Origin of the sequence: Lachnoclostridium sp. (assembly GCF_031997925.1) — a bacterium.
In the GTDB taxonomy this organism is placed as follows: domain Bacteria; phylum Bacillota; class Clostridia; order Lachnospirales; family Lachnospiraceae; genus Lachnoclostridium.
Map to the genome: position 1 here is coordinate 75,005 of NZ_DAMADT010000020.1, position 4,440 is coordinate 79,444.

The window sequence follows — 4,440 nt, forward strand, 5'->3', positions numbered from 1 at the left end:
CCAGAAATCATGTTTAATAAACCATTTACCTTATCAAGATTTAAAGATTACTTATTAGATTTAACAAGCACCAAGGCTTGTGAAAACAATGAATTAGCTTCTGGATACGCAATTAACGGTAAGGTTCTTGGTATTCCAATGACTTCAGGCTATGAGTATGTATACTATTGGAAAGATCTGTTTAAAGAAGCAGGTGTTTTAGTTCCAACTACATGGGGAGAATTTGAGGAAGTAGCTAAGAAATTACAAGAGTTCTATGGTAAGGATGATCCCAATTTTATGGCAATTGCCTGTGGTTTAAAGGATGAGTGGCCAGATTATCCTTATATGGAATTTATGCCAGCCCTAGAGTCTGGTAATGGTCAGAACTGGAATCTAATGGCTACACAAGATGCTCCATTTGCAGAAGGTAACGATATTAACAAAGCATATAATAAGATATATTCCTTATTTACCTCTGGAGTTTTAGGAAAAGATCCATTAGGCCTTGGGAATGATCAGGTAACCTCTTTATTTGCGGTTAAAAAAGCAGCTATAATTGCACTTGGTGATTGGGGACTCCAAAACATTAAGAATGGTGCAGAAGATATTTCTCAGTTAGGAACTTTCTATTTACCAACAAGAAATACAAAAGACGATCCTTATAATGTGATTGTTCAAGGTGACTCCTTCATGGGTGTAACTACACACTCAAAAAACCCAGATGCAGCCTTAGCATTTGTAGAATGGTTCTATTCTGATGCATGGTATCCATCTTACATAAACTATGTTTCCTCCGCATCCTCCATGACGAATTTTCCTAAGGACAAGGAACCTATCTTAGCAGAGTCTGATGAGCTTTGTCCTGACAAGGTTCTCATTATGTATGATGGTGGTGGCGATAATTTTACTGCTATTCAAAATGAGACAACATTTGACTATAAGAAACTTGGAGCTCAGATGTTAACTGACGGTTTTGATCTAAAGAATACACTGACTGAACTAGATTCTAAGTGGAAAGATGCAAGAGCAAAATTAAATATTAAATAATTGATTTCCTATGTAGCATGAATTCAAAGAGGTTGTTGCAAAACTTTTGCGACAACCTCAATTCATAAAAGGGAAGTCATATGAATCTTTCTACCACCAGGAGGCAGTAATGACCAAATTAAGTAAGAAACGAAAACAATTTATTATCATAGCATTAGTCATACCTATGCTATTACTAATTGCATTTGTAGTATTTCCAGCAATTGATCTTTTCCGCATGAGTTTTACGAACTGGGATGGTTATTCGAAAGAGAGCCAGCTAATCGGAATAGATAACTATATATCCATGTTTAAGAACAAAGATTTATGGATGTCATTAAAGAATAATGCAGTATATTTTTTTGTTCATCTAGTCATGATTGTAGTAGAATTAGCATTTGCAGTGTTATTAACTAGTAAATTACGAGCTGCTAAGTTCTATAAAACAATGGTATTTATGCCATATATTATCAATGGGGTAGCGATTTCCTATGCTTTTTCCTATTTTTTCTCACCTATAAATGGAGCATTTGATGCAATCTTGCAGATGCTTAATTTAGAACATCTTATACGAAACTGGCTTTCAGATACTAAAATTGTAAATTATGTATTATCGTTTGTCTCTGTTTGGAGGTTTAGCGGTTATCATGTTATTTTATTCATGGCTGCACTACAATCCTTGCCACAGGATGTCGAAGAAGCAGCAAGAGTGGATGGTGCAAGTGCATGGCACTTATTTAAATACGTACAGATTCCTGGAATTATGTTAATGGTAGACTTCGTATTGTTTGACAATATCAGAGGTGCATTACAAGTATTTGATATTCCGTTTGTAATGACAGCTGGAGGTCCTGGTTATGCCTCTTCAACCTTTACCCTTTATACAATTAAGACCGCATTTACCTTTTCTAACTTTGGTCTAGCATCGACAATGGCAGTCGCAATCATGGTAATGATTGTAGCTATATACCTAATACAAAACAAATTAATTCATGGTTTTATATTAAGGGACAAGAGAAAGTAGATTCAAGGTCGGGTTTAAGATGATATTTTATGGAGATCTGTGCTTCGCACAAAGTCCTCATTTCGGAAAGGGAAAGGTTTGTTATATGCATAAAAAAGTTATTCATCAACTTTCAAAGCAAGTTTTATGCTTAGGAATGGTTGTTATTGTATTAGCACCAATTCTTCTGACTTTATTTGCAGCACTAAAGACAAAAGGAGATATGGTTTCTACTTCACCTTTATGGTTACCAAAGTGGAATAAGATTACTTTAGATAATTTCAAAAAGGTTTTAAACAACAAATACTTATTGATAGGCTTTAAAAACACTGGTATAATATTAATAATTTCGATTTTCTTTAATATAATGTTCGGTACCATCACCGCATTTATCTTAGAGAGATTTGAATTTAGAGGAAAAGCAGTTATAATAGCCTTGTTTTTCATTGGTATGCTGATTCCTAGTTTTGTTACTGAAATTGCAAGATTTCAAGTAATTCAAAAGCTTCATCTATATAATACCTTAGGAGCGCCAATTGTTATATACATCGCTTCTGATCTAATGCAATTATATATTTATAGACAATTTATATCTGGTATCTCTGTGGCACTTGATGAGGCAGCTTTGTTGGATGGATGTTCTTATTTTGGGTTATTTACTAGAATAATATTTCCACTACTTGCACCAGCGACAGCTACCGTATGTATTATCAAGGCAATTAATATTATTAACGATATGTACATACCTTATCTCTATATGCCAAAGAATAAACTAAGAACCCTAACTACCTTTTTAATGGATTACGCTAATGCGCAACAGGGTTCCTGGCAGACACTTGCTGCCGGTATTATTATCATTATGATACCTACGATTTTGATCTATATCTTTTTTCAAAAATATATACTCGCAGGTGTTGCAGCTGGAGCAGTAAAAGAATAAAAATACATAGAAAAGAGAGAGAACATGAAGGCAGAATTAACATGGTTGGATAACCCAGAAGTGTTTCGTGTCAATCAGTTAGCAGCTCACAGTGATCATCCATTTTATCAGAGTAAGGAAGATATGATTCAAAGTGCTTCTGAGGTTCCCTTTAGTCAGAACTTTACCCAGAAAAACATCTTACTACAATCGTTAAATGGTGCATGGCAATTTCGTTATTCAGTGAGTGCAAAAGAAAGACCAGCGTATTTCTATCAAGAAGATTTTAGCGCCGACGATTTCGATGAAATTGCAGTTCCTTGTCATATTGAATTAGCAGGTTATGATAAAATACATTATATTAATACAATGTATCCATGGGAAGGTCATTATTATCGAAGACCGGCTTATAGCTTAGGAAATGATGGTTTGAAAGGAACCTTTAGCGAGGCTTCTTATAATCCAGTGGGATCTTATCTGAAACGTTTTGATTTAGAAAAAGGTCTACTTGGAAAAAGAGTATGTATTAGTTTTGAAGGCGTAGAACAAGCAATGTATGTCTGGTTAAATGGACAATTTATTGGATATGCAGAAGACAGCTTTACCCCTTCGGAATTTGATTTAACTCCTTACATAAAAGAAAAAGGTAATATTTTAGCGGTAGAGGTTCATAAAAGAAGTACGGCAGCATTTCTAGAAGATCAAGATTTCTTCCGATTCTTCGGTATCTTTCGAAATGTTACCTTGTATGCAAAACCAGAGATACATATTGAAGATATGTGGATTAAACCACACTTAAATGAAGATAACACTTCTGGAAAACTTGGATTTGAGTTAAAGATGTCAAATCGGATTGATTTAGGAACAATTACACTTAAGCTTCAAGATGATAATCATAAAATTATCCTTGAAAATAGCATAGAAGCGAATGAAAATGTAAGTTATGAATCAGACATAGAAAATATTATACCTTGGTCATATAAAACTCCATATTTATATACGGTGATTCTTGAAGTATATGATATCAATGGAAATTTAGTTGAAATCGTTCCATATAAGGTAGGATTTCGAAGGATCGAAATCAAGGATAAGCTAATCCTTCTCAATGGTAAACGACTAATATTTAATGGTGTGAATCGTCATGAGTGGAGCCAGACTGGTGGAAGATGTATTACTTTTTCTGATATGCAAACAGATATGAAACTGATACTTCAAAATAATATCAACGCTGTTCGTACCAGCCATTATCCAAATCAGATACCTTGGTATTATCTTTGTGATGTAAATGGAATATATGTAATGTCAGAGACGAACTTGGAATCCCATGGATCGTGGCAGAAGACGGGGGGAATTGATGCCTCTTGGAATGTACCGGGTAGTATCCCTGAGTGGAAAGAAACAGTAATTGACCGTGCAAGAACTAACTTTGAAACCTTTAAGAATCATACATCAGTACTATTTTGGTCATTAGGTAATGAATCCTATGCTGGGGATAATATTGAGAGTATGA

The 4,440-nt window shown here is 34.5% G+C and carries 4 protein-coding genes; all 4 read left to right on the forward strand.

Translation table 11 applies throughout. From position 1 onward, the window contains the following. Positions 1 to 1,029 (forward strand): ABC transporter substrate-binding protein (locus RTP52_RS13335; RefSeq protein WP_312371953.1); only part of this gene is annotated, 1,029 nt, incomplete at its 5' end. Positions 1,030 to 1,138: 109 nt separating this feature from the next. Beyond that, positions 1,139 to 2,032 (forward strand): carbohydrate ABC transporter permease, encoded by an 894-nt coding sequence (locus RTP52_RS13340; RefSeq protein ID WP_312107383.1) that lies wholly within the window; start codon positions 1,139 to 1,141, stop codon positions 2,030 to 2,032. A gap of 85 nt (positions 2,033 to 2,117) precedes the next feature. Continuing rightward, the gene (locus tag RTP52_RS13345) at positions 2,118 to 2,951 is read left to right on the forward strand and encodes a carbohydrate ABC transporter permease (protein ID WP_312371955.1); all 834 of its coding nucleotides are present in this window, start codon (positions 2,118 to 2,120) and stop codon (positions 2,949 to 2,951) included. 24 nt (positions 2,952 to 2,975) lie between these two features. Beyond that, positions 2,976 to 4,440: glycoside hydrolase family 2 protein (locus RTP52_RS13350; protein WP_312371957.1), on the forward strand; the 1,465-nt coding region annotated here is incomplete at its 3' end.